Genomic DNA, 23,936 nt, shown 5'->3' with positions numbered 1-23,936 from the left:
TAAAATGATTATGCAAGGGGATCGACATGAAATTCTTACGTAAAAAATGGAGAAGTGTCGCAGAACTGTGCCAGTGTGCGGCAGATTGTCATTTTCCGCGAAGCGCTTCACTCTTTTGATGATCACATTGCCTTGATTGGGGAGAGAGATGGCAAAAACTGCAATTTTTCGCGGCGCGGTATGTTTCGCAGTCAGCATCGCGGCGGTAACGCCTTCACTGGCCGGCGGTCTCGAGCGCGGCGGTTATAATATCGATCTGTTGTTCGATCCGTCCGATTACGTTCTCGACAGCTCCGCGACCTTCGTCGCACCGCAGCGCAAGGTAGAGAATGCGCGGGACAATCCGCTGAAAAGTGGCCCCTTGCCTGCATCCTGGTCCAGGACGGCAGATGATTCCGAAAACTTCTGGTCGACCCGCATCGGGGCCAAGGCATCGATCGGCGATTTCGGCGACTGCATGTTCGACTATTCGCAGCCCTGGGGCGCGCATCTCAATCCCGGTATCTGGCAGGGATCGAGCTACAATATCGAAACCAAGGTCAAGTCGCACAATTACGCGACCACCTGCCGGGTGAAGTTCGATCTTGGCAAGGGTGACTTCTCGATTATCGGCGGCGGCTTCTATCAGGAATTGAGCGGCTATAAGTATCGTCAGGTTCTCGGGCCGGCCGTTCTGGGCCTCAATCCGGCCTGGTCCAGCTTCAGCGGCGTCGGCAAACTTGAGATGGAAGGTGACGGCTGGGGCTGGCGCGCCGGCATGGCCTACGAGATTCCCGAGATCGCGTTCCGCGCCAGCCTAGTTTATAACAGCGCTGTCGATCACGATTTGACCGGCTTCGCCGATGTTAGAGGGATCCCACAGACACCGCCGTCCATATCTCCGACGCTTGCAAAATACGGCGGCAAGCTCGTGCCGATCTATGGGTCTGTTTCCATGCCAGACAGCATCGAACTAAAAGTTCAATCCGGCATAGCGCCAGACTGGCTTGCTTTCGGTTCCGTGAAGTGGACAGACTGGAGCCAGATTCAGGTCATTCCTTTCTGCGCGGTCGGCACATCTCCCTGCGTCCCAAGTGGCGCAGACACCCTGAACACGCTTGACCTGTTCTATCGCGACGGCTGGACGATCTCCGGCGGCGTTGGTCACAAGTTCAACGAACAGTGGAGCGGAGCCGTCAGCCTGACCTGGGATCGCGGTACGTCCACGGTCATCGGCACCCAGACAGATACGTGGACGCTCGGCACGCAGATTGTCTATTCGCCCAACAAGAACATCGAGTTCAAGATTGCCGGCGCTCTCGGCCTCCTGACCTCGGGCAGCTCCTCCATCAATGGCGGACCCTGCGGCGCTGGTTTCACCTGCGGCAACGAGGCAGGCTACGATTTCGGCAACGACCTCGTGGCAGCCATCTCGACGGGTGTGAAGGTCAAGTTCTGATCTGATCCTTTCGCTAATGCTAAAAAAAAGGTCCGGTTTACCAACCGGGCCTTTTTTCATGTCCGACTATGATTCCTTCTCGATAAAATTTTCTGACCCGAAAGTTTTGTGACGATTTGGCAACACTTTTCTGCAAGCGTGGGGTCGCGTTGGAATGTGAGCATATCTGTCCATTTCCCGCCACAAACAGGGTGCTTGGCTTATGTTTAGGGCGGCGGGATCGGAAGAACATGCAGGCGTTTGATGTGGGCCCGCGGGGTTGCAGAAAGTGAAAACAGGTTTGGATTCAGGGTTTAAGCAAGTAATACGGGAATTTCATCCGGATTTCTTGTTTGGCGCTGACCGGTGGATGGCGGAACGCCGTTATATTGCCGGAAATTATGCCTATATCTGTCTAACTGGAAAATTTGGGCAATTGCCGCAGGAGACCACCGGTGGTGCGCTGGAAAGTGCTGCCGGAAAGACGCAGTGTGTTCGAAAAATCGCGACCCGGCGGGGTTCGGCTTTGCAGTATTCCGCAAGTATTGGCTATATGCCGGGAAGAGTGAGAGAAGTTCGCTGAAATGCTGAAATGTGAAGCCAACGTTTTAAAGCCGCTCCTCATGGGCATGTTGCTTGCGTCGCTCGCAATGCCTGCCGCGGCTTTTGACATCAATGCGGGCGTGACCAAGGAATCCGGCCCCTTCGACCTGTTCAAGTTCGGCTTCAAGGCCTACAAGAACGGAAACAAGGGTGAAGCTGTCGAGGCCTATCGCTACGCGGCCGAAAAGGGCCATACAGGCTCGCGCTGGGCGCTTGCCAACATGTATGCCTATGGCGATGGCGTCGCCAAGAACGACTTCGAAGCTTTCAAGATTTACAGCGAAATCGCCAATCAGGGTGTCGAACCGGGCTCGGAGGATACGGGCTTTTTCGTCAATGCGCTGCTGTCTCTCGCTGATTATTACCGCCACGGCATTCCCGGAAGCCCCGTCAAAATGGACCTTTCACAGGCCCGGCAGCTTTATTTCCAGGTTGCTTCCACCTTCGGTGTGGCTGAGGCCCAGTTCCGTCTGGCAGAGATGATTCTTGCCGGCGAGGGTGGCCGCGCGGATGTGCAGCAGGCAAAGAAATGGCTCAACCAGGCCCGCAAACACGGCCATGCCGGCGCCATGTCGATTTTCGGCAACCTGATCTTCCAGGAAGGCCAGACGACGCAGGGCCTCGCCTTCATGACGGCGGCGCTGGATAAATGCACGGCGGCGGACTGCACCTGGATTCAGAACCTGCAGGAGCAGGCCTTTTCGCTGGCGGGTGAGAACGATCGCCGCGCGGCAATCGCAATGGCGCAGACCATGCGGATTGACGATCCGGATTGAAAATTGCCGCGCCAGAGCTCGGTAAAGATGGCCTGTCAGCCAGCGGGGCTGAAATCGAAGTAACCGCAGACCGGCACGTGGTCGGATGGTTTTTCCCACGCACGCACATGTTTTTCGATGCTGACCGATTCCAGCCTGTCGGCTGCTTCGGCTGACAGCATCAGATGGTCGATGCGGATGCCGTTATTTTTCGGCCATGCGCCGGCCTGATAATCCCAGAAGGAATATAGTCCTGCTTCATCCGTCGTCGCGCGTGCGGCATCGGTGAAGCCGAGGTTCTCCAGCTTGCGGAAGGCTGCGCGGGTCTTCGGCAGAAACAGCGCGTCACCTTCCCACACGCGGGGGTCGTGACAATCGAACGGTTCCGGAATGACGTTGTAGTCCCCCGCAAGGATCAGCGGCTCCTCGAACGCGAGGCGATCTTCGGCAAAGCGCCGCAGCCGCTCCATCCAGGCGAGCTTGTAGGGATATTTGACCGGATCGTCAGGCGGATTGCCATTCGGCAGGTAAAGCGAGCAGACGCGGATGGCGCCACCGTCGACGGAAAACACGCCTTCGATGAAACGCGCCTGCTCGTCGGCATCATCACCCGGCAGGCCACGATTGACCTCATCAGGCTTGACTTTGGAAAGCAGGGCAACGCCGTTGAAGCCCTTCTGGCCGTGGGTCTCTACGTGATAACCAAGCGCCTCAATCTCCAGCCGCGGAAACCCCTCATCGACCGACTTGATCTCCTGAAGGCAGACGATATCAGGCGAAGAATCCTTCAGCCACTGGCAGAGGTTTTCGATGCGCGCCTTGACGCCGTTGATGTTCCAGGTGGCAATCTTCATCGGAGTTTCCCTTTTGTGAGGGTACTTTTACCCGATGCAAAAGCGATTGCCACCGTTTTTGGAAGGTGGTGGCGAGGATGTGGTGGATAGAGGGGAGGTTGGTAGAGTGAACTGGGCCGCGAAGTCAGCGTCATGTCTCTACCCCTTTTTCCTGTGCTTGTTACAGGAATCCAGCCGACGCGCGTCTGCGCGGCGGGGAGACAGGGATGAGGCAGGAGAGGGACGCGGATCACCTCAAAGCTGAGAGCATTGAGGCAGAGCCGCGGACCGTTTCACTCAGATCGAGAAGCTGGTGCCGCAGCCGCAGCTTGCCACGGCATTTGGGTTCTTGATCTGGAAGTACTGGCCGAGCAGATTATCGACGAAGTCGATTTCAGAGCCCGCCATATAGACGACCGAAAGGCTGTCGATCAGCACCTTGGCATCACCGCGCGCAATCACGATGTCGTCATCGGCGGGGTCTTCGGCCAGATCGAACTTGTAGGAGAAGCCCGAGCAGCCGCCGCCTTCGACGGAGACGCGCAGCGCCTGTTTGCCGGCGTCGGCGGCGACGATCTGGGCGATTCGCTTTGCCGCTGCTTCCGAAAGGGTAATGTCGCTGTTTTCCATGTCGTTCCTCCTGCCGGGGTCAAGAACCGGAGAGCAATAATCTCGTTGTCACCATTATAAACCGGTCAAATTAACGGTCTATAGCCTGTGTGAGGGCGTCTGCGCGGCGATGGTGCTTTGCGCTGACCTCTGCGATAGGTATGAAGGGTGAATGAAAAGGTCAATGGCCGAGACCAAAAGGAAGTCACAGTCAAGGTCATGGCCGACAAGACAACAGGTGGATGCATGATCATAGACCAGCGCGCATTGGGTTTCGGAAGTGGGGAGAGGGCGGTTTTCGCCTCGGATCCATGGACGACGCGCGGGCGTCTGTTTCCGGAAGAAGGAAGCCTGACGCGTTCCGAATTCCAGCGTGACCGTGACCGCATCGTCCACACGACAGCCTTTCGTCGCCTGAAGCACAAGACGCAGGTCTTCATCAGCCCCGACGGAGACCATTACCGCACGCGGCTTACCCACACCATTGAGGTGGCGCAGATCGCCCGCGCTCTGGCCCGCGCGCTGAAGCTGGACGAGGATCTGGCCGAAGGCGTGGCGCTGGTGCATGATTTCGGCCACACGCCTTTCGGCCATACCGGCGAAGACGCGCTCGATGCGGTGCTGCTGCCCTATGGCGGGTTTGACCACAATGCACAGTCGCTGCGTATCGTCACCAAGCTGGAGCGCCGCTACGCCGAATATGACGGCATCAACCTGACCTGGGAAACGCTGGAAGGTCTCGTCAAGCATAATGGCCCGCTGGTGAACGCGAAGGGTGAGGGGATCAAGGGGCCGGTTCCGCTGCCCATCCTCGAATATTGCGAGTTGCAGGATCTCGAGATCGGCAGCTATGCCAGCCTTGAGGCGCAGGTGGCGGCGATTGCCGATGACATCGCCTACAATACCCACGATATCGATGACGGTCTGCGCGCCGGTTATCTCACCTTCGAGATGCTGGAGGAGGTACCATTCCTCAGCGGCCTGATGGCGCAGGTGCGGGCGAAATATCCCGTGCTCGACAAGGAACGTTTCGCCAACGAGATCATGCGCCGCCAGATCACTCACATGGTTGAGGATGTGATCGGCGTGGCGCAGCAAAATCTTGCCCGGCTGAAGCCGCAGCGGGCTGCCGACATCAGGGCCGCCGATTTTACCGTCGCCACCTTTTCGCCCGAGATGGCCGAGACCGACCGGCAGATCAAGAAGCTGCTGTTTGCCCATATCTACCGGCACCCGGACATCATGCGCATCCGCGCCGGCGCGACGCAGATCGTCACCGATCTTTTCCACCGATATATGGAAACGCCGGCGGAAATGCAGAGCCACTACTGGGTGGACAGCATTTCCGGCATGAGCGTGGCCGCAAAAGCCCGGCATGTGGGCGACTATCTGGCCGGCATGACCGATAGTTATGCACTGCGCGCCCACCAGCGGCTGTTTGACCACACCCCCGATTTGAGATAGGGCAGCGGGCGATCGCGAAGCCGACCGGCTAAAATACCGGACATGAACAGAAGCCCTTCGCGCAGGTTGGAACGATGAACATTTTTGCCGATTTCGATACCAGGATCAAAAACGCGCTCGAGACCCTCGACCTCGTGAAAGAGAACCGCGAAAAGGTCGATTTCAGTCGAATTACCGTCGAATCCCCGCGTGATCTCAGCCACGGCGACGTTGCCACCAATGCAGCAATGGTGCTGGCCAAGCCGCTCGGCACCAACCCGCGCGCCCTTGCCGAACTCATCGTGCCGGCTCTTCAGGCGGATGGCGATGTCGATAGCGTCAATGTCGCAGGTCCTGGCTTTATCAATCTCAAGGTGTCGGTTGGGTACTGGCAGCGTCTGCTGGCAGATATGATCAACCAGGGTATCGATTTCGGCCGCTCCACCATCGGTGCGGGCCAGAAGATCAACGTCGAATATGTCTCGGCCAACCCGACCGGCCCGATGCATGTCGGCCATTGCCGTGGCGCCGTGGTCGGCGACACGCTGGCGAACCTGCTCGCATTTGCTGGTTACGGCGTCACCAAGGAATATTACATCAACGATGCCGGCTCGCAGATCGATGTGCTGGCACGTTCGGTGTTCCTGCGGTATCGCGAGGCGCTCGGCGAAGATATCGGCACCATCCCGTCCGGTCTCTATCCAGGTGACTACCTCGTTCCCGTCGGCCAGGCGCTGGCCGATGAATATGGCATCAAGCTGCGCGCCATGCCTGAAGAGAAGTGGATGCCTATCGTCAAGGACAAGGCGATCGACGCGATGATGGCGATGATCCGCGAGGATCTGGCGCTTCTCAACGTCCGGCACGACGTGTTCTTTTCGGAGCGCACGCTGCATGAGGGCAATGGCGGGCCGATCCTGTCGGCCATCAACGACCTCACCTTCAAGGGCCATGTCTACAAGGGCACGCTGCCGCCGCCGAAGGGCGAATTGCCTGATGACTGGGAAGACCGCGAACAGACGCTGTTCCGCTCCACCGAAGTGGGCGACGATATGGACCGCGCGCTGATGAAGTCGGATGGTTCCTACACCTATTTCGCCGCCGACGTCGCCTATTTCAAGAACAAGTTCGACCGTGGTTTTTCCGAGATGATCTATGTGCTCGGCGCCGACCATGGCGGTTACGTCAAGCGCCTGGAAGCCGTCGCGCGCGCCGTCTCCGAGGGCAAATCGAAGCTGACGGTTCTTCTGTGCCAGCTCGTCAAGCTGTTCCGCGACGGTGAGCCGGTGAAGATGTCGAAGCGCTCCGGCGATTTCGTGACCCTGCGCGACGTTGTCGACGAAGTGGGTCGCGATCCGGTGCGATTCATGATGCTTTATCGGAAGAATTCCGAGCCGCTGGACTTCGATTTTGCAAAAGTGACCGAACAATCGAAGGATAATCCGGTCTTTTACGTGCAATATGCGCATGCCCGCTCAATGTCGATCTTCCGGCAGGCGCAGGAAGCGTTTCCGGGGCTTTCTCCTTCGGCCGAGGAGATGGCGGCATCTGTATCTTTGATCAGCGATATCAATGAGTTGCAGCTGGTTGCAAAACTCGCGGAATATCCGCGCCTGATCGAATCCGCGGCCCTTTCGCATGAGCCGCACCGGCTTGCTTTTTACCTCTATGATCTCGCCAGTTCCTTCCATGGACACTGGAACAAGGGTAAAGACCATCAGGAATTACGTTTTATTAACGATAAAAACCGAGAATTGAGCATTGCCAGACTTGGGCTGGTGAATGCTGTCGCGAATGTTCTGAGGTCTGGACTGACGCTTTTAGGAGCGGACGCACCTGACGAAATGCGATAACATCTCACCATTATTTGCTCACAATACGCTGGCAAGAGCTGCAATGCGTAGATGGTGGAACACGTAATGGTCGAAAAAAATGTCGCGTATAACCGGGACGCCCGGTCCGAAGGCTTCGCTGACAACGATCCTCTGGCAGAACTGGCGCGTATCGTCGGCTTCGAAGATCGTCCTTCGCATGCGGGTTCCGAAGCTGCGCCACGCGCTGCCTCACCGGTTGCCCGCCGCGAACCCGAATTTAATCTCGAGGACGAGCTGCTTCGGGAATTCGAGGTTTACGATGCGCCGCATGCCGATCCGATCGTTCTTGATCCGGCAAACGATGTTCGTGCAGGCATCCATCCAAGCGATTTCATGCAGCGGGTCGAATCCGTTTTCGCTCGCCGCGAGCCCGAACTTGCGCCGGCAGCTGAACCGGAACCCGAGGTGACATTCGCTCCCGAAGCAGCGGAAGAGCTGCTTCCAGAGGTCAATGAGGCCTATATCCACAATTACGTCGAAACCCCCACGCAGGATATCCGGGCGGATTTCCGCGATGATGCCGGCGCGGTGGCTGAAGTTTTCGATGTGCATTCGCGCCAGGCGCGTCCTGCCGAGCCGATGGTCTACGAGCAGGCTGCCTCACAGGTGGCATGGGAAGAGCCGCAGGCCGCGGAACCCGTCCAGCCGGAATGGCACGCCATGCCGGAGCTTCCGGCAGATGTCTCCAGCAATATTGCTGCCGCCGCTTATGCTGCTACACCGGAGTCCCAGAGCCTCGATCTCGCCGATGAAGTGGAAATCGCCGTCGCCGAACAGGCGCCTGCTCCGATTTCCGTTCGTCCGCCATCGCATGGCGGCCGGTCTTCGCTGGAATTTTCGAGCCTGCGGTTGCCGCTTGCCAATTTCGGCGCCCGCCGCGATGTTTCGGCCGCCGACCCGAAGCGGGTTGAGCCGCGCTCCGAACGGCAGCCTGCCGCGGCCCGGGTAGAGCCGCAGGTCGAAGTCGCTCCCGTGCCTGCCGTCGTCCGGGCGGAAGAGACCGCGCCATCCTTCACGCCTTCGGTCGCCGAGGTCTTTACGCCTGCCGCAGAGCCTCTGACGGTTGAGGCTGCCGAGAAGCCGGCGGCGAAACATCTCTCGCCGATGGACGAGTTGATTTACGACGTCGCGAAATATTCCATTCCCGGTCGCGGTGAGGCGCCGCTCGTGCAGGCGGTCCCCGCAGCGCAGGCTGCCAAGGTTGAACCGCCCGTGGTTACTGCCGCTCCGGTCAAGGCAGCGCCGGTTGCCGATGCAGCGCCCGCAGCACCCGCCGAGGAGCTTGATTTCGCTGGCTTCAACGATGATGATTTCGAGCTTGCGCTTGACGATCTCGATCTCGATCTGGATCTGTCCGACATCGCTGAAGCGGAGGTCGCGCCAGCGCCTGCACCGCAGCCGGTTCGCCAGCAGCCGGCCGCGCCGGTGGCCGTTCAGGCACCCGCACCGCAGCCGGTGAAGGTGCAGCCCGCACCGCAGCCCCGGCCTGCGCCCGTTGCCGCACCTGTTGCTGCCGTTTCCGCCGCACCCGTTGCTGCCGCTCCCGTTCAGCCGCGTCCGGCCGCTCCCCAGCCTGTCGCGCCACAGACGCTGGAAAGCCTGCCTTTCGATCCCTCGCAGATCGGTGAGACGGAAGAGCATCCGGAAACCATCGTCGAGATGGATGTACCGGAACTGCCGGTTGGCGTTTTCGAGCCGAAGCCGGCTCCCCGCCGTCATGAGGAAGACCTCGACATCGACACCGAGCTCGCGACGCTGTTTGCTCCTGCTGTTGCCGGTGGTCTCGACCGCCACAAGCACGCGGAAAACCGCGGAGCTGCCCAGGCTCGTCCTGTTCAGGCTCCGGAAGAGGCCGACGAGTTCGAACGGGCGCTGGAAGAGGATTTCCGCCGCTCCATGCAGGAGGCTGCCGCTTCCCGTGGTAATGCGCCTCGCGAGCCCGAAAATACGTACGTCGACAATCAGGCTGCTTATCGTGACGAGGATGAACGCGGCGGTCGCCGCTGGATCATGCCGGTTGCGGCTGCCATCGGCTTGGTGCTGATCGGCGGCGGTGTTTACGCGCTGGTCTCCGGCGGTTCGTCGAGCACCGGTTCCAACGGCGCGCCGGTCATCATCTCCGCCGATAACGACCCGATGAAGGTCGTGCCGGAAAATCCGGGCGGTCGTGTCGTGCCCAATCAGGACAAGGCGGTTTATGATCGCGTTGCCGGCGGCAGCGCTGCCGATCCGAAGCAGCCGGCGCTGATTTCCAGCAACGAACAGCCCGTGGACGTGGTTCAGCGGACTCTGATTCCTGAACAATTGCCGCTGGAAGGCGAAAACGACGCCGATATGGAAGCCGCTGGCACGCCGGTTGGCGAGACCGAGGATCCGCGCCTGCTTTCGCCGGAAGAAAAGGCCGCACAGAACGAAGGTTCGGCCGCGACCGGCGTTTCCCCGCGCAAGGTCCGCACCATGATCGTCAAGCCTGACGGCACGCTTGTCGCACAGGAAGTCGAGGTGCCGGCAGCCCAGCCGCCGAAGGCTGACAAGGTCGAGGAACTTGCTGCGCCGCAGACCGCCAAGCCGGGTGAGGGCGCTCCCGCCGTCATCGCCGCATCGCGGGTTCCGGTCGCGCCGGAACAGGCTCAGCCGCAGGCCAACACGCCTGCCGCCACCAAGCCGGCTGCGCAGTCCGCCGCGCCGCTTCCGGCAACACGTCCGTCCTCGCAGCCCGCAAACGTCGTGGCGACGGTGACCAATCAGGGCAATGTTCGTCCGACGACGACTGCGCCTGCTCAGCCGCAGGCCGCGCAGCAGCAGACCGCAGCTGCTACACCGGCTGCGACCAGCACGCCGTCCGCCGGTGGCTACTATATCCAGATCGCGTCGCTGCCGAGCCAGGCGGAAGCGCAGAAGTCCTACCAGAACATGTCGGCCAAGTTCGGCTCGGTCATCGGTGGACGCGGCGTCGACATAAAGGCTGCCGAAATCGCCGGCAAGGGCACCTTCTACCGCGTCCGTATCCCGGCCGGTGACAAGAACGAAGCCGTGGCGCTGTGCGAAAAATTCCGTTCGGCCGGTGGCAGCTGCCTGGTGGCGCGGTGATAGCGGGCAATATGGCTTCGTAACGATCAGGGCTGCCGAGTGGGGCAGCCCTTGGCATATTCGGGCCTTCCGGCAAACTCTACGTCATCCTCGGGCTTGACCCGAGGATCCACGGCCGCCGGAATGGATCCTCGGGTCAAGCCCGAGGATGACGCGGAGAAATTAACCGGACCTCTCCGCAGTCTCGGTGGCTAAAGGTCATTCTTCCCTTATCCCTTTTGTTCTCAGACAGGCGTGACACCATGACCGATTGCAAAGCTATGATCCTCGGATGCAGCGGGCTTTCGCTGACTGCCGACGAGATTGCCCTTTACCGCGATGAGCAGCCCTGGGGTTTCATCCTGTTCGGGCGCAATATTGGCGAGCCGCAGCAGATCACCGATCTCGTCGCCGCCATGCGCGATGCCGTCGGGCGGGCAGATGCGCCGGTGCTGATCGATCAGGAGGGCGGACGGGTTCAGCGTATCAAGCCGCCGATCCTGCAGGCTTATCCGAATGCCCGCATTCTCGGTGAAATCTATGAGCGCGACCGGGGTGCCGGTCTGCGTGCCGCCTGGCTGATGTCGCGACTGCACGCGTTTGACCTGATGAAATTCGGCATCAATGTCGATTGCCTGCCGGTGCTCGACGTGCCGGTGGAAGGCGCCAGCAATGTCATCGGCAACCGTGCCTATGGCTATACGCCGACCATGGTGGCCGAGATGGGGCAGGCGGCGGCCGACGGGCTGAAGGCGGGCGGCATGCTGCCTGTCATGAAACATATGCCGGGCCACGGCCGCGGCATGGTGGATTCGCATCATGAACTGCCTGTGGTCGACGTGCCGCTCGATGAGCTGGATGCGCATGACTTCGTGCCCTTCCGGGCACTGAACCGCGAATTGATGGCGATGAGCGCGCATCTTGTGTTCAACGCCGTCGACCGCGAACGGCCGGCGACGACATCACCGAAGGTGATCGAGGAGATTATTCGCGGGCGGATCGGATTTGACGGCCTGCTGATGTCCGACGACAGTTCGATGAACGCGTTGAAGGGCACGCTGGGTGAAAGAGCTGCGAATATTGTTGCTGGTGGCTGCGATATAGTCTTGCATTGCAACGGCGTGATGGGTGAAATGCTCGAGGTTGTGAAAGAGGTTCCCGTTCTTTCCGGCCGGTCGCTGGAGCGGGTGCGGGCAGTTGAAGCGGGTTTCCCGACTGCGGACCCATCCGACGAAGCGGAACTGAGAGCCGAATTCAACGCGATGTGGGCCGTTTCCTGACAGTCGGGCGGCCGCTTACTCGGGATCAAGGCCGGAAGCCCCGGCGGATGGAACGATGGCCGCAGACAAATCTCGCAATTCGACGCCGATGGACAAGCTCTGGCAGGATGTGACGCCGGAGCGGCTGACGGGCGAGGCCGGACTGGTCATCGATGTCGCGGGTTTCGAAGGACCGCTCGATCTGCTGCTGCATCTTGCCCGCACGCAGAAGGTGGACCTGTCGCGCATTTCAGTGCTGGCGCTTGCCGAGCAATATCTGCAATTCGTGGAAAGCGCGCGGCGCGTGCGCATCGAGTTGGCGGCCGATTATCTGGTCATGGCGGCGTGGCTCGCCTTCCTCAAGTCCAAGCTTCTCATTCCGCAGCAATCCAAGGATGACGGCCCCTCGGGTGAGGAAATGGCCGCAACCCTTGCCTTCCGCCTGAAGCGGCTGGAGGCGATGCGCGAGGCGGCGGAACGCCTCGTCAACCGCGCCCAGCTCGGCCGCGATGTGTTTGCCCGCGGCGCGCCGGAGCATATTCCGCACATCAACCGCTCTGCCTACGAGGCGAGCCTTTATGACCTGCTCAGCGCCTACGCCAATCTGCGGCAGAGACAGGCGATCACCCAGGTCACCATTGAAAAACGGCAGGTCTGGTCGCTGGTCGAGGCGCGGGAGCTTTTAACCGGTCTCCTCGGCGATGTCGGAGAATGGACCGCGCTCGATCAATATCTGCTGCAATATGTCCCCGATCCCGCGATGCGGGTGACGGCGATCGCCAGCGCCTTTGCCGCGTCACTGGAACTTGTGCGCGAGGGCACGCTGCAAATCCGGCAGGAGGGCGCTTTCCAGCCCATCTATATGCGCCGTGGCACGAGGGATGATCGTGCGGCGGTCGCCGAGAGGACTGACAATGACTGATAATGATGAGACAGCCGAGGCGACGATCGCGACGGATGGGGTGGGACTAGAACCCACGGTATTTTCCGAGCGCCAGTTGAAAGAGGCCGAGCGGATCGCCGAGGCTTTGGTTTTCGCCTCGGCCGAGCCGGTCTCTCCGGGTTTCATTGCGGAGCGCCTGCCGCGCGGCATGGATGTCGACGCCGTTTTTCAGCATCTGAAAGCCGCTTATGCGGGCCGGGGCGTCAATCTCGTGCAGGTGGGCGGGCAATGGGCCTTCCGCACTGCCGGCGATCTTTCTTTCGTCATCCGCGCCGAGGAAAAGGAACCGAAGAAGCTCTCTCGCGCGGCGCTGGAAGTCCTGGCGATTATCGCATATCATCAGCCGGTCACACGCGCTGAAATCGAGGAAATCCGCGGTGTTCAGACCTCACGCGGCACGCTTGACGTCTTGATGGAGGCGGGCTGGGTCCGGTTTCGTGGCCGCAGGCGCACACCCGGCAGGCCGGTGACGATCGGTACCACGGTTGAGTTTCTCGACCATTTCGGCCTCGAGGAATTGCGCGACCTGCCGGGGCTCGAGGAGCTGAAGGGAGCAGGGCTGCTTTCCGGCCGCATACCTTCCAATTTCGGCGTGCCCCTGCCGATGATGAGCGACGAATTGCGTGAGGATGAAGACCCGATCACGCAACTTGATCTGGAAGAGCTGGGCCTGCTTGCGCCTGGTGGTGGCGACGGCGACGATTGAGATCGTTATCGCGCGGGCGACACGACGCAAAAACTTTATGCTCACACCCTGTTGAAGCGGCAATTTGTTGTTTGAAAAAGCCTTTCAAACGTCTTACATCGTCTGAAAGCGAAATTCAGGAGTTTCAGTTATGGGTTCTTTTAGTGTGTGGCATTGGCTCATCGTGCTGGTGATCGTTCTCGTTCTATTCGGACGCGGCAAGATCCCGGAATTGATGGGCGATGTCGCCAAGGGCATCAAGAGCTTCAAGAAGGGCATGGCTGACGAAGACCAGACGCCGCCGCCGGCCGATGCCAACACGAAGACCGTCGACCACAAGGCTGACGAGATCAAGTAAGCGGCCCTGCCGTTTGGTTTGAGACTGACGCGCGTTAGGGTCTCGGGAGCATATTGATGTTTGATATCGGCTGGAGCGAGCTGCTGGTGATTGCGGTCGTACTGATCGTGGTTGTCGGGCCGAAAGACTTGCCGCCCATGATCCGCGCCTTTGGCAAGACCATGGCTGGCCTTCGCAAGATGGCGGGGGATTTCCGTACCCAGTTCGATGAGGCCCTCAAAGAGGCCGACATGGACGATGTGCGCCAGACCATATCGGATGTCCGCAATCTCAACCCGACCAACTCGCTGCGTGATGCGATGAACCCGCTTCGCCAGCTCGGCAACGAGATCAAGTCCGATCTTCAGAAGGCGACCACGCCGCCTGAGGGCCTGTCATCCTCGCCTGCTACGTCGACCGCAGCACCGGCGACCAGTGAGCCGGTTGCACCGCTCGTCAGCATTCCCGAGCCTGAGATGAAGCTGCCGGATACCCCGCCCGTGACTGCCAGCGCCCCCGTTGCGGCACCGGTCGTACCGGCGGAAAAGCCGAAGCGTGCCCGGGCTAAATCGATTGCGACCGTCGAGGCGGAAGCGGTTGCCGCCAAGCCGAAACGCGCCAGCCGCGCCAAAGCGGTCGCGGCGTCCGAACCCGTTGCTGTCAATTCCACGGAGACTTCAGCTGCAAAGCCGACCGTAAAAGCCGTCGCGAGAAAAGCGGCCGCCAGGAAAGTCGTGGCTGAAAAGCCTGTCGTGGCCGCCGATGCCAAGCCGGTGAAGCCGGCGAGAACAAAGGCTGCAAAGCCCAAAAAGGATGAAGCATGAGCGGGGACATCGAGGACAAGCCGCAGCCGCTTATCGAACATCTGATGGAACTGCGCACACGGCTGATTTGGTCGCTGGGTGCGTTCTTCGTTGCCTTCATCGCCTGTTTTGCCGTTGCCAAGCATCTCTTCAACCTGCTTGTCATTCCCTATAAGTGGGCGGTTCTCTGGGCTGGCCTTGATGTGACGAAGTCGTCGCTGATCTATACCGCGCCGCAGGAATTCTTCTTCACGCAGATCAAGGTCGCCATGTTCGGCGCGATGGTCATCTCCTTTCCGGTGATCGCCTCGCAGCTTTATAAATTCGTGGCGCCCGGCCTCTACAAGAACGAGCGCGCCGCTTTCCTGCCGTTCCTCGTCGCATCGCCGATCCTGTTCCTCATCGGAGCGGCGCTCGTCTATTTCTTCTTCACGCCCATGGTCATGTGGTTCTTCCTCGCCATGCAGCAATTGCCAGAAGATGGCGAGGTTGCGATTTCGCTGATGCCGAAGGTGTCGGAATATCTGAGCCTCATCATGACGCTGGTGCTGTCCTTCGGTCTGGTGTTCCAGCTGCCCGTGGTCACGACGCTTCTGGCGCGCGTGGGCCTTCTGACCAGCGACTGGCTGCGTGAGAAGCGCAAGTTCGCGATTGTCATGGCCTTTGTGGTCGCCGCCGTGCTGACCCCGCCGGACCCGATGTCCCAGATCGGTCTTGCACTGCCTGCGATCATTCTCTACGAGATTTCCATCTACATGGCTCGACTCGTGGAGAGGAAGCGCGCTGCGGAATCCGCAAGCACGGAGCTGGAGGAGACCTGAGTTTTCGAAGGTCTCGCCGCTCAAGACATCTCCTCGCGCCGGGCTTCTGCCCGGCGTTTTGCTGTAAAACACCGGTGATGCAACAACGGTCTGGAACGACGATGCACGACATTAAATGGATACGTGAAAACCCCGAAGCTTTTGACGCGGCGCTCGCACGCCGTGGCGCGGAGCCTGCGGCCGCAGGTCTGATCGCGCTCGATGAAAAGCGCCGTTCCGTCATCCAGTCCCTGCAGGACATGCAGTCCCGCCGCAATGCCGCCTCCAAGGAAATCGGCGCCGCCATGGCGCAGAAGAACATGGAGCTTGCGGAAAAACTTAAAGCCGAGGTCGCCGACCTCAAGGACAAGATGCCGCGCGCCGAGGAGGAAGACCGTCAGGTCACCGCCGAGTTGAACGACGCCCTGTCGCGCCTGCCAAACATGCCCTTCGACGATGTGCCCGATGGCAAGGACGAGCATGACAATGTGGTGACCCGCGTCGTCGGCCAGAAGCCCGGCTGGAACCATGAGGCCAAGGAACATTTCGAAATCGGCGAAGCGCTTGGTTATATGGATTTCGAGCGGGCCGCCAAACTTTCGGGTTCGCGTTTCACCGTTCTCACCAGCCAGCTCGCGCGGCTGGAGCGGGCGCTCGGCCAGTTCATGATCGACCTGCACACCTCGGAACATGGCTATACCGAAGTTTCCTCGCCGCTGATGGTGCGCGACGAGGCGATGTTCGGCACCGGGCAATTGCCGAAATTCTCCGAGGACCTGTTCAAGACCACCGATGGCCGCTGGCTGATCCCGACGGCGGAGGTGACCCTGACCAACCTCGTGGCCGGCGAAATCCTCGAGCAGGAAAAGCTGCCCCTGCGTTTCACCGCACTCACACCGTCCTTCCGCTCGGAAGCGGGTTCGGCAGGCCGTGACACGCGCGGCATGTTGCGCCAGCACCAGTTCTGGAAGTGCGAGCTCGTCTCCATCACCGACGCGGAAAGCGCTGTCGCCGAGCATGAGCGCATGACGGCATGCGCCGAGGAGGTGCTGAAGCGGCTGGGCCTGCATTTCCGCACCATCACGCTCTGCACCGGTGACATGGGCTTTGGCGCGCGCAAGACCTACGATCTGGAAGTGTGGCTGCCCGGTCAGAATACCTATCGCGAAATCTCGTCCTGCTCGGTCTGCGGCGATTTCCAGGCGCGCCGCATGAATGCGCGCTATCGCGGCAAGGACGACAAGGCGACGAAGTTCGTGCACACGCTGAACGGTTCCGGCACGGCTGTCGGCCGCTGCCTGATCGCCGTACTCGAAAATTACCTGAACGACGATGGCTCTGTCACAATTCCTGATGTGCTGCTGCCCTATATGGGCGGTCTGACGCGGATCGAAAAGGCGGCTTGATTTCAAAGATGCCGACATGCCGGACTTGATCCGGCATCCATCCAGCCCAAGTCGTTGGGCTGAAAAGGACTATTCCCGTGGCGCAGACACGCGTCGACTGGATCCCGGCTCAAGGCCGGGATGACGGTTCGGGGAGTGTTCTGCCTGAGCAAAATGAAGAGCGGGAGGAAAACATGCGGATTTTGCTGACAAACGACGACGGTATCCACGCCGAAGGGCTGGCCGTGCTGGAGCGTATCGCTCGCACGCTCTCCGACGACGTCTGGATCGTCGCGCCGGAGACAGACCAGAGCGGGCTTGCTCACTCCCTGACGCTGTCCGAGCCGTTGCGTCTTCGCAAGGTTTCCGACAAGCATTTCGCTCTGCGCGGCACGCCGACTGATTGCGTTATCATGGGCATTCGCGAGGTTCTGCCGGAAAAGCCGGATCTCGTACTGTCAGGTGTCAATGCCGGCGCCAACATGGCCGATGACGTGACCTATTCCGGTACGATTGCCGGGGCCATTGAAGGCACGCTGCAGGGCGTACGGTCTTTTGCGCTCAGCCAGGCCTTCAGCCATGCCGAAGGCCGCGTCGTGCCGTGGGAGGTGGCCGAGACCTATGCGCCCGATCTCATTCGCAAGCTCGTCGATGTCGATCTGCCTGACGGCACCTTCCTCAATCTCAATTTTCCCAATTGCGCGCCAAAGGATGTGCAGGGCGTGTCCGTCACGGGGCAGGGCAAGCTCGATTTCGGCCTGACGGTGGAAGAACGCCAGGATGGCCGCGGTTTTCCCTATTACTGGCTGCGTTTCGGCGAACGCATGGGCACCTTCCGCGAAGGCACCGATATCCACGCCTTAAAGCATGGCAAGATTTCCGTCACGCCGCTGAAGCTTGACCTGACGGATTACACGGTGAAGGATCGGGTTGCGCAAGCGCTTGGATTCGGAGTCGCCGATTGAAATCTGCCATGGTCGAAAAGGAAGGTTTTGCAGCTCTCGTTCTGCGCTTGCGGGGCGAGGGGATTTCCGATCTCGACCTGCTGACGGCGGTTGAGCAGACGCCACGATCCAAATTCGTGCCGCCGCAATTTGCCGCCGACGCCTATTCCAGCCGCACCATCCCGATCGACTGCGGTTCCTTCATGGAAGGGGCCGACATGGCGGTGAAAATCCTTGCCCGCCTGCAGCTGAAACCCGGCCAGCGCGTGCTGGAAATCGGTACCGGCAGCGGTTTCATGACGGCGATCATTGCCCGCCGGGTAGAGCGCGTCTTTTCGCTGGAGCGGTACAAGACGCTGGTGCAGCAGGCGCAGAACTGTCTCGATGATCTTGCAATCCGCAACGTCGTCATCCGCCAGGCGGATGGCAGCAACGGCCTGGTGGGTGAGGGCACTTTTGACCGAATCGTTTCCACGGCGGCCTTCACCACCATGCCCCGTTTCTTTGCCGAGCAGATCGTTTCCGGCGGCATGATGATCGCGCCGATCATCGTTGAAGGTGATCGCTGCGTGATGACGCGCTTTTCCAAGACCGGCAGCCGCTTCGAGAAGGAAGAACTGTTCGAGGCGCCCTACCTGCCGCTCAGCACCCATATTGCGCGTCATTTGTGACAAAATGAAAATTTTGGAGACATTGTATTTTGGTCTCCTAATGTTCGGAATTTTCGCAAGCATTTGATTTTAAGAGATTTTATTGTTTCATCATGGCGCATCCTCTCTTCGTCATGGTTATCGAAGTGTCAAAAAAGCGCCAAACGGCTTAACGTTTTAACGGCGTGGTAACACTAACGCGCTTTAATCATAAACATCGACGCATGGTTTTCCCCACCTCGGGAAATGGGCCTTGCAAGAATTGAAATTTGTGCCGGATCGATCTCGATGCGGCGGGTTGGCGTCAGTGTAGATCGAGTCATGCGTATGAGACATTCGTCTAAAATCGGAAAATCAGTCGCAAAAATGTTCGCAGCGGCATTGCTGGCAAGCGTCGCAACGGGCTGTAGCTCGGATGCAACGCGGTTCAGCGGCCTCTTTTCCAGTGGACCGGATCAGATGACCACGGCGTCAATTCCTGCCCGTCAGGGCGGCGGTGCTTACGGGCAGGCCCCGGTTCCGCAGGGCGACATGAATGGCGGTTACGCCTCTGCCGCGCCACAGGGAGGTTATGCCAACCAGAACATGGCCGGCAATTCCTATCCGCAGCAATCGGGTGGTTACGGTGGCGTTCAGCCGTCCACGGCCCGCGCCTCGGCCTCGCCGGTGCAGCGTTCCGAGCTGTCCGCGCCGACAGCCGTGGCAAGCCGCGATCCGTCGACCCGCAACGAAGCCATGGCCCAGCCTTTCCCGTCCGCCCAACCCAAGGCCGCGCCGTCTCTGGCAGCGCCCGCACGGCAGGCTGCCGCACCCGCCGCTGACAACCTGACCACCGCGACCGTTCGTTCCGACAAAAACGGCTGGCACACCGATGGCGCCGCCTCCGTGACCCTGCGTCCCGGCGAAAGCATCGCGACCCTCTCCAACCGCTACGGCGTTCCGGAAAAGGAACTGCTGCGGGTCAATGGCCTGAAGACCGCTTCCGCCGCGCAGGCCGGCCAGTCGATCCTCATTCCGAAGTTCGGCCAGGTCCGCAACGCCGCCAAGGATGCCGCCGGCGATATTGCGCTCAACCGCAATGGCGACCAGCCGACACCGCTGCGTGCGCCGGATGGAAACGTGGCCGTGCTGCCGTCGCAGGCCGCCGCCCGTGACAAGGTTTCTGCTGAAGCTGGCAAACTGACGCCTCCGGGCGGCAAGCCGCTGCCGCCTTCTGGTGGCTACAAGGTTCAGCCGGGCGACAGCCTCGCCAAGATCGCCCGTGCAAACGGCGTGTCGGTGGCTGCTCTCAAGGCGGCAAACGGTCTCGGCAACGAAAGCATCCGCGTCGGCCAGACGCTCAACATGCCGGGTGCTTCGACGGATGCCATCAAGACCGCTTCCGTTCCCGCCAAGGAAGCCGCAAAGCCCGTCGAAACCGCATCCGTCAAGCCGGAGCCCTATAAGGCGCCGGCCGCCGCCGCCGCTCCGGCTGCGCCCGCAACTCCGGCCACCGCCAGTGTCAGCGATATCGAGAAAAAGGCCGACATGGCGTCGGTCGCACCGGAATCCACCGGCATCGGCAAATATCGCTGGCCGGTGCGCGGCGCGGTCATCAATAATTTCGGTGACAATGTCGAAGGCAGCCGCAACGACGGCATCAACATTTCGGTTCCCGAGGGCACGCCGATCAAGGCCGCTGAAAACGGTGTCGTCATCTATGCCGGCAATGGCCTGAAGCAGCTCGGCAACACGGTTCTTGTCCGCCATGACGACGGCAAGGTCACGGTATATGGCAACGCTGCCAATCTCGACGTGCAGCGTGGCCAGAAGGTTCAGCGCGGCCAGACCATCGCCACCTCGGGCATGACCGGCAGCGCCAAACGTCCGCAGGTTCACTTCGAAGTTCGCAAGGATGCGACGCCGGTGAACCCATCCACTTTCCTTGAATAGGTATTGCGTCTCAAGGAATGATGAAGCCGGGTGATGAGCCCGGCTTTTTCATTTTATGGGGTGATGCGTGCGGAAAAAGTTCTGGAATGGGTGCCTCGGGCTTAGTGGGCATTGGTTTCTCGCGGTTTTCCCCTCCGTCATGCCGGACCCGATCCGGCATCCAGTCGACGCGCGTCTGCGCGGCGGAATGAGTCTCCTCAGCCCAAGGACTTGGGCTGGCTGGATACCGGCTCAAGGCCGGTATGACGGATTTGGGGATGCAGCCCAAGTCAGGTCGAGCCGCTACGTGTCTAACCCCTGACAAGACCCACCGTCGTCTCGATGAAGTCGGCAATCGCGCCGGTATCGTCGAGATCAAAAACCGGAAGCGCCGTGTCCGTCACCGCGTGATCGGCGGCAATGGCGACGATATGCGGATCGAGCGGCGCCAGCGGTTCCGTTTTCGCCGCCTCAACCCGGCGCGCTTCGATTTTCGGGACCGGCTCGTATTTATAACCTTCGATCAGCACCAGGTCGCACGGCGCGAGGCGGGAGAGGATGTCTTCGAAGGAGGGCTCCGGTTCGCCGCGCAATTCATGCATGATGGCGAAGCGGGTGCCGGAAACGATGGTGACCTCGTGCGCGCCGGCCTGCCGGTGACGCCAGCTATCGGCGCCGACCTTATCGATATCGAAATCGTGATGGGCGTGCTTGATGGTGGAGACACGGTAGCCGCGCGCCGTCAGTTCGGTGACGATGCGCACGGCAAGACCTGTTTTGCCTGAGTTCTTCCAGCCGGCGATGCCGAAGACCTTTTGTGCCGTCATGCTTCCATGCTCTCCAGATAGCTGCGCGCCAGTGCAAGCTCATCCGGCGTGTTGATGTTGAAGAACGGATCGAGGCTGCCCTTTGCCGTTTCCAGCGGCGCAAAAGCAACCCCAATGGTGACATGCCGGGCAAGATAAGCGCGGATGCGCCGGTTGGCATCGTTCTTCAGCCATGCATCGAGATCATCGGCGAGAGCGACCGGCCACAACGCAAAGACCGGATGAAGCTGGCCGCTGGAGGCGGCAATGACGATTGCATTGTCCGACAGGTGTTCGCAAAGCCGCACCACAAGATCGTCAGGGAAAAACGGGCTGTCGGCGGGCGCTGTCAGAAAGTGGCTGACCGCGTCGCCGCGGTGCTGGAAATGGCGCATGCCGGCCAGAACGCCCGCGAGCGGACCGGCATGGCCGTTCAGCGTATCGGGCAGCAGCGGCAGGCCGAAACTTTCCGCCCAGCCATTGGCCGCATTGATGGTGACGTCGCAGACCTGCGGCGTGATGCGGCTGATGACACGGGACATGAGAGGCGCATCGCCCAATTGCACCATCGCCTTGTTGCTGCCCATACGCCGCGAAAGCCCGCCGGCGAGTACCAGGCCGGGTATTTCAAAAGGGGCCGTCATTCCCGCTTTTCCTGCAGCCTTACGATATAGGTGGTGAGGAGGGCGACAAGGCCGGTCGCCAGCATCACCAGAAGAAGCGGCCAGGTTCCATCCTCTTTTGAAAGAACCGAGGAGGCGAGAACCGAGAGTACCGCGCCGCCGCCAATGGTCATGGCGCCGCCGAGACCGGAGGCTGAGCCAGCCAGATGCGGCTGGACGCTGACCATGCCGGCATTGGCGCTGGGCAGCGTCACGCCGTTGCCGACGCCGATCAGGGAGAGCGGCACAAAAAACGCATAGGCGCTTTCCGCCCCGACCGAGATCAGTGCGATGGCGGTGATGATGCCGGCAATGCCGATGACATTGCCCGACAGCATCATGCGGGTGATGCCGATTTCGCTGGCATAACGACCGGAGATGAAGTTGCCGAGCATGTATCCGCTGGCCATGAAGAAGAATTGCAGGCCGAGCATGGCCGGCGAAAGCCCATAAAGCACGCTGCCGACAAAAGGCGCGCCGCCGAGAAAGGAGAAGAACATGCCCGATGAGAAGGTCGAGGTCAGGGCGTAACCCCAGAACAGCGGCGAGCGCAGAAGTTCCGGCCAGGCATGGAACTGCTGCGAGAAGCTTGCCGATCTGTTGTGGTTGGTTTCGCCGAGATCGAGCCAGGCGAGCGCCAGGATGCCGAGGCCAAGCAGGCAGAGGAGGGCGAAGCTCGATTGCCAGCCCGAGATGTTATTGAGCAGGCCGCCAACCGTTGGCCCCACCATCGGCACCACGGACATGCCCATCGTCACATAGCCGATCATCGAGGCCGCCTGTTCCATGGGCACCATGTCGCGCACGATCGCGCGGGCGAGCACGAAGCCGGAAACGACGGCCGCCTGCGCCACGCGCCCGATCATGAAGACTGTGATATTGGGCGCCAGCATGCACACAAGCGTCGCGACGATCATGACGGCGATGCTGGCGAGCATGACGGGGCGGCGCCCGAAGAGGTCGGAGAGCGGGCCGATGACGAGCTGCAGGCAGGCGGTGGCGGCGAGATAACCCGAGACGGCGAATTGCATCACCGCGTAATCGGTCTCGAAATACACTGCCATCGTCGCAAGCGAGGGCAGGAACACATTCATGCACAGCGCCGCGACACCGGCGATGACGACCAGCGTGATGATGTGGGGTGGGGTGGTTCTGTCCAGAAAACGGCCGCCGTTCATGTCATTCTCCCGCCTCTTCCGTTACGGCAGCTTTCGTTACGGAAGCCGGCCGTACGGTGGTCACGGCAGTGGGGGTGGCGGCCGCGCGCTTGGCCATCTGCGAGCGCTTGCGGAGGCTTTCCCGGTAGAAGGTATAAAGGCCCGAACCGATGATGATCATGGCGCCGATGATGGTGTAATTGTCGATCTTCTCGTTGAAGAAGAATATGCCGATCATGAAGCCCCAGAGCAGGCCGGTATAACGAAACGGCGCGACGAAGGAAATTTCGCCCGATCTCATCGACAATATGATCGCCTGGTAGCCGACCAGCACCAGAATGGCCGAGGCGGCCAGATGCGAGACGATCGTGACGTTCATGGGCTGCCAGCCGCCGAAGGGCAGGATCAAGAGGCCGCCCACTGCCATGTTGACGAAGGCGGTGATGACGGTGATCGCAAGCGAAGGCACATCGGCATACATTTTCCGCGTCAGCAGATCACGCGCGGCGGTGACGGCCAGCGATGCGACAACCAGCAGCGCGCCCGGCGTAAAGCCTTCCGGGCCGGGCCGGATGATGACGAGCACGCCGATGAAACCGACGATGATCGCCACCCAGCGCCGCCAGCCCACAGGTTCGCGCAGGAACAACGCCGCACCCAGCGTCACCACCAGCGGCAGGGACTGCAATATGGCCGAGGCATTGGAAAATTCGATGAGGCCGAGCGCCGTCAGATAAAGAACGGCGGCGGTCACCTCGCAGAGACAGCGCAGGATGATGATGGGGCGCAAAAGGGTTCTCAGGGGCCGGAGCGCGCCGAAATGCCGGGCCGCGATATAGATCAGCACAACGGTCATGATGCCGCGGACGAACATGATCTGACCGGTGTTGATGTAGGGGGTGACGGACTTCGTCAGCGCGTCGTTGGCCGTGAAGCTTGCCATTGCGAGCGCCATGAAAAGCGCGCCGCGCGTATTGTCCGTCAATGCCAT

Annotated in this window: 22 protein-coding genes; 16 read left to right on the top strand and 6 right to left on the bottom strand. The window is 60.6% G+C overall.

Features of this window, described 5'->3' with window-relative positions; translation table 11 throughout:
- Window positions 1-148: 148 nt before the first annotated feature.
- The 3 genes from EGT36_RS14960 to exoR all read left to right on the top strand — a co-directional run bounded on the left by EGT36_RS14960 (window position 149) and on the right by exoR (window position 2,796).
- Window positions 149-1,438, top strand: a complete 1,290-nt coding sequence (locus EGT36_RS14960) for an outer membrane protein transport protein (RefSeq protein ID WP_004442167.1) — start codon at window positions 149-151, stop codon at window positions 1,436-1,438.
- A gap of 268 nt (window positions 1,439-1,706) precedes the next feature.
- Window positions 1,707-2,000 carry a hypothetical protein gene (locus EGT36_RS14955; protein ID WP_234704062.1) on the top strand — a complete coding sequence of 98 codons (294 nt, stop codon included), beginning with the start codon at window positions 1,707-1,709 and terminating at the stop codon, window positions 1,998-2,000.
- Window position 2,001: 1 nt separating this feature from the next.
- Complete coding sequence (gene exoR / locus EGT36_RS14950; RefSeq protein WP_004442165.1) at window positions 2,002-2,796, top strand: exopolysaccharide production regulator ExoR; 795 nt, start codon at window positions 2,002-2,004, stop codon at window positions 2,794-2,796.
- A 35-nt stretch (window positions 2,797-2,831) separates the two neighbouring features.
- Here the strand turns inward: exoR and xth are convergent, their stop codons facing one another.
- Entirely contained in the window at window positions 2,832-3,629 is a 798-nt protein-coding gene (gene xth / locus EGT36_RS14945; protein ID WP_004442163.1) for an exodeoxyribonuclease III, read from the bottom strand.
- 276 nt (window positions 3,630-3,905) lie between these two features.
- Window positions 3,906-4,238 (bottom strand): iron-sulfur cluster insertion protein ErpA, encoded by a 333-nt coding sequence (gene erpA / locus EGT36_RS14940; RefSeq protein WP_125270508.1) that lies wholly within the window; start codon window positions 4,236-4,238, stop codon window positions 3,906-3,908.
- A gap of 225 nt (window positions 4,239-4,463) precedes the next feature.
- On the opposite strand from erpA, the gene EGT36_RS14935 reads away from it, so the two are divergent.
- The 13 genes from EGT36_RS14935 to EGT36_RS14875 all read left to right on the top strand — a co-directional run bounded on the left by EGT36_RS14935 (window position 4,464) and on the right by EGT36_RS14875 (window position 20,341).
- Entirely contained in the window at window positions 4,464-5,681 is a 1,218-nt protein-coding gene (locus EGT36_RS14935; RefSeq protein WP_004442160.1) for a deoxyguanosinetriphosphate triphosphohydrolase, read from the top strand.
- 74 nt (window positions 5,682-5,755) lie between these two features.
- A complete protein-coding gene (gene argS, locus EGT36_RS14930; protein ID WP_004442158.1) occupies window positions 5,756-7,513 on the top strand; it encodes an arginine--tRNA ligase in 1,758 nt (585 codons plus the stop codon).
- Window positions 7,514-7,579: 66 nt separating this feature from the next.
- Window positions 7,580-10,624 (top strand): SPOR domain-containing protein, encoded by a 3,045-nt coding sequence (locus EGT36_RS14925; RefSeq protein ID WP_037094092.1) that lies wholly within the window; start codon window positions 7,580-7,582, stop codon window positions 10,622-10,624.
- A gap of 242 nt (window positions 10,625-10,866) precedes the next feature.
- Entirely contained in the window at window positions 10,867-11,883 is a 1,017-nt protein-coding gene (gene nagZ, locus EGT36_RS14920) for a beta-N-acetylhexosaminidase (RefSeq protein WP_022556274.1), read from the top strand.
- A 55-nt stretch (window positions 11,884-11,938) separates the two neighbouring features.
- A complete protein-coding gene (locus tag EGT36_RS14915; RefSeq protein ID WP_034498970.1) occupies window positions 11,939-12,784 on the top strand; it encodes a segregation and condensation protein A in 846 nt (281 codons plus the stop codon).
- Entirely contained in the window at window positions 12,777-13,511 is a 735-nt protein-coding gene (gene scpB / locus EGT36_RS14910) for an SMC-Scp complex subunit ScpB (protein WP_125270507.1), read from the top strand. The genes EGT36_RS14915 and scpB overlap by 8 nt, the downstream gene beginning before the upstream one ends.
- A 130-nt stretch (window positions 13,512-13,641) precedes the next feature.
- Window positions 13,642-13,848 (top strand): twin-arginine translocase TatA/TatE family subunit, encoded by a 207-nt coding sequence (locus tag EGT36_RS14905; protein WP_003509722.1) that lies wholly within the window; start codon window positions 13,642-13,644, stop codon window positions 13,846-13,848.
- A gap of 56 nt (window positions 13,849-13,904) precedes the next feature.
- Window positions 13,905-14,651, top strand: coding sequence for a Sec-independent protein translocase protein TatB (gene tatB / locus EGT36_RS14900; RefSeq protein ID WP_004442140.1), 747 nt, complete (start codon window positions 13,905-13,907; stop codon window positions 14,649-14,651).
- Window positions 14,648-15,451, top strand: a complete 804-nt coding sequence (gene tatC / locus EGT36_RS14895; RefSeq protein ID WP_022556270.1) for a twin-arginine translocase subunit TatC — start codon at window positions 14,648-14,650, stop codon at window positions 15,449-15,451. The genes tatB and tatC overlap by 4 nt, the downstream gene beginning before the upstream one ends.
- Before the next feature lie 101 nt (window positions 15,452-15,552).
- Window positions 15,553-16,836: a serine--tRNA ligase gene (serS, locus tag EGT36_RS14890; protein WP_037093446.1), complete on the top strand. Its 1,284-nt coding sequence runs from the start codon at window positions 15,553-15,555 to the stop codon at window positions 16,834-16,836.
- A 173-nt stretch (window positions 16,837-17,009) separates the two neighbouring features.
- Complete coding sequence (gene surE, locus EGT36_RS14885) at window positions 17,010-17,780, top strand: 5'/3'-nucleotidase SurE (protein WP_125270595.1); 771 nt, start codon at window positions 17,010-17,012, stop codon at window positions 17,778-17,780.
- Window positions 17,777-18,430 (top strand): protein-L-isoaspartate(D-aspartate) O-methyltransferase, encoded by a 654-nt coding sequence (locus tag EGT36_RS14880; RefSeq protein ID WP_022556269.1) that lies wholly within the window; start codon window positions 17,777-17,779, stop codon window positions 18,428-18,430. Before surE ends, EGT36_RS14880 begins: the two co-directional genes overlap by 4 nt.
- Window positions 18,431-18,775: 345 nt before the next feature.
- Window positions 18,776-20,341 (top strand): peptidoglycan DD-metalloendopeptidase family protein, encoded by a 1,566-nt coding sequence (locus EGT36_RS14875; protein ID WP_037093448.1) that lies wholly within the window; start codon window positions 18,776-18,778, stop codon window positions 20,339-20,341.
- A 290-nt stretch (window positions 20,342-20,631) separates the two neighbouring features.
- Here the strand turns inward: EGT36_RS14875 and mobB are convergent, their stop codons facing one another.
- Genes mobB through EGT36_RS14855 form a run of 4 tightly spaced genes read right to left on the bottom strand, consistent with a single transcriptional unit; the run spans window position 20,632 to window position 23,936 of the window.
- Window positions 20,632-21,147 (bottom strand): molybdopterin-guanine dinucleotide biosynthesis protein B, encoded by a 516-nt coding sequence (mobB, locus tag EGT36_RS14870; RefSeq protein WP_035211513.1) that lies wholly within the window; start codon window positions 21,145-21,147, stop codon window positions 20,632-20,634.
- Complete coding sequence (gene mobA / locus EGT36_RS14865; RefSeq protein ID WP_037093450.1) at window positions 21,144-21,770, bottom strand: molybdenum cofactor guanylyltransferase MobA; 627 nt, start codon at window positions 21,768-21,770, stop codon at window positions 21,144-21,146. The genes mobB and mobA overlap by 4 nt, the downstream gene beginning before the upstream one ends.
- Window positions 21,767-22,966, bottom strand: a complete 1,200-nt coding sequence (locus EGT36_RS14860) for a multidrug effflux MFS transporter (protein WP_125270506.1) — start codon at window positions 22,964-22,966, stop codon at window positions 21,767-21,769. The genes mobA and EGT36_RS14860 overlap by 4 nt, the downstream gene beginning before the upstream one ends.
- A 1-nt stretch (window position 22,967) precedes the next feature.
- A complete protein-coding gene (locus EGT36_RS14855) occupies window positions 22,968-23,936 on the bottom strand; it encodes a DMT family transporter (RefSeq protein WP_037093454.1) in 969 nt (322 codons plus the stop codon).

This window comes from Agrobacterium sp. FDAARGOS_525, assembly GCF_003938925.1.
Classification (GTDB): Bacteria; Pseudomonadota; Alphaproteobacteria; order Rhizobiales; family Rhizobiaceae; genus Agrobacterium; species Agrobacterium pusense.
Note: the sequence above shows the minus strand (reverse complement) of the source record. Positions and strands in the feature narration are given on the sequence as shown.

Coding starts and splice junctions, on each gene's coding strand:
- EGT36_RS14960 (WP_004442167.1), top strand. CDS start 149: ATGGCAAAAACTGCAATTTTTCGCGGCGCGGTATGTTTCGCAGTCAGC.
- exoR (WP_004442165.1), top strand. CDS start 2,002: ATGCTGAAATGTGAAGCCAACGTTTTAAAGCCGCTCCTCATGGGCATG.
- xth (WP_004442163.1), bottom strand. CDS start 3,629: ATGAAGATTGCCACCTGGAACATCAACGGCGTCAAGGCGCGCATCGAA.
- erpA (WP_125270508.1), bottom strand. CDS start 4,238: ATGGAAAACAGCGACATTACCCTTTCGGAAGCAGCGGCAAAGCGAATC.
- EGT36_RS14935 (WP_004442160.1), top strand. CDS start 4,464: ATGATCATAGACCAGCGCGCATTGGGTTTCGGAAGTGGGGAGAGGGCG.
- argS (WP_004442158.1), top strand. CDS start 5,756: ATGAACATTTTTGCCGATTTCGATACCAGGATCAAAAACGCGCTCGAG.
- EGT36_RS14925 (WP_037094092.1), top strand. CDS start 7,580: ATGGTCGAAAAAAATGTCGCGTATAACCGGGACGCCCGGTCCGAAGGC.
- nagZ (WP_022556274.1), top strand. CDS start 10,867: ATGACCGATTGCAAAGCTATGATCCTCGGATGCAGCGGGCTTTCGCTG.
- EGT36_RS14915 (WP_034498970.1), top strand. CDS start 11,939: ATGGCCGCAGACAAATCTCGCAATTCGACGCCGATGGACAAGCTCTGG.
- scpB (WP_125270507.1), top strand. CDS start 12,777: ATGACTGATAATGATGAGACAGCCGAGGCGACGATCGCGACGGATGGG.
- EGT36_RS14905 (WP_003509722.1), top strand. CDS start 13,642: ATGGGTTCTTTTAGTGTGTGGCATTGGCTCATCGTGCTGGTGATCGTT.
- tatB (WP_004442140.1), top strand. CDS start 13,905: ATGTTTGATATCGGCTGGAGCGAGCTGCTGGTGATTGCGGTCGTACTG.
- tatC (WP_022556270.1), top strand. CDS start 14,648: ATGAGCGGGGACATCGAGGACAAGCCGCAGCCGCTTATCGAACATCTG.
- serS (WP_037093446.1), top strand. CDS start 15,553: ATGCACGACATTAAATGGATACGTGAAAACCCCGAAGCTTTTGACGCG.
- surE (WP_125270595.1), top strand. CDS start 17,010: ATGCGGATTTTGCTGACAAACGACGACGGTATCCACGCCGAAGGGCTG.
- EGT36_RS14875 (WP_037093448.1), top strand. CDS start 18,776: ATGTTCGCAGCGGCATTGCTGGCAAGCGTCGCAACGGGCTGTAGCTCG.
- mobB (WP_035211513.1), bottom strand. CDS start 21,147: ATGACGGCACAAAAGGTCTTCGGCATCGCCGGCTGGAAGAACTCAGGC.
- mobA (WP_037093450.1), bottom strand. CDS start 21,770: ATGACGGCCCCTTTTGAAATACCCGGCCTGGTACTCGCCGGCGGGCTT.
- EGT36_RS14860 (WP_125270506.1), bottom strand. CDS start 22,966: ATGAACGGCGGCCGTTTTCTGGACAGAACCACCCCACCCCACATCATC.
- EGT36_RS14855 (WP_037093454.1), bottom strand. CDS start 23,936: ATGGCATTGACGGACAATACGCGCGGCGCGCTTTTCATGGCGCTCGCA.